The 398-nt window shown below is 65.6% G+C and carries 1 protein-coding gene; it reads right to left on the reverse strand.

Features of this window, described 5'->3' with window-relative positions:
• Nucleotides 1-14 precede the first annotated feature (14 nt).
• Nucleotides 15-398: hypothetical protein (locus EOD15_RS36190; RefSeq protein ID WP_210212234.1), on the reverse strand; the 384-nt coding region annotated here is incomplete at its 5' end.

Raw genomic sequence — 398 nt, forward strand, 5'->3', positions numbered from 1 at the left:
CCTCAGATTGAGAATTACCGCTCCGCCCCGCGATCCTGGCGGCGCTCGCGTTCCTGGCGCAGCCGGACCTCGGGAATCTTCTTGCCCTGGGCAAGATCCCGCTCGATCGAGTCGCGAATGCTGTTCACCAGCTTGTCTTGCGACTCCGGGGCGAGCCGCTGCTTCGCGAACGATTTCGCCGCCTGTTCCAGAGCGAAGGCATTGGCCAGCTCCGGGTGCTTCTTGGCGGCTTCCTTCTTCTGCTGGGGCGAACCATCCCGCGCCTCGCGGTAGGCCTCCACCACCTCGTTCTTCTCGATGGCATTGGCCCGGCCGGTCTGCTTGGCCAGCTGATCGGCGCGCAGCTTGTCCTTTTCGGTCGGCTCGTAGCCCGTAACGTCGATGCCGCGGGCCGTGCC

Origin of the sequence: Mesorhizobium sp. M7A.T.Ca.US.000.02.2.1, assembly GCF_003996995.1 — a bacterium.
GTDB lineage: Bacteria > Pseudomonadota > Alphaproteobacteria > Rhizobiales > Rhizobiaceae > Mesorhizobium.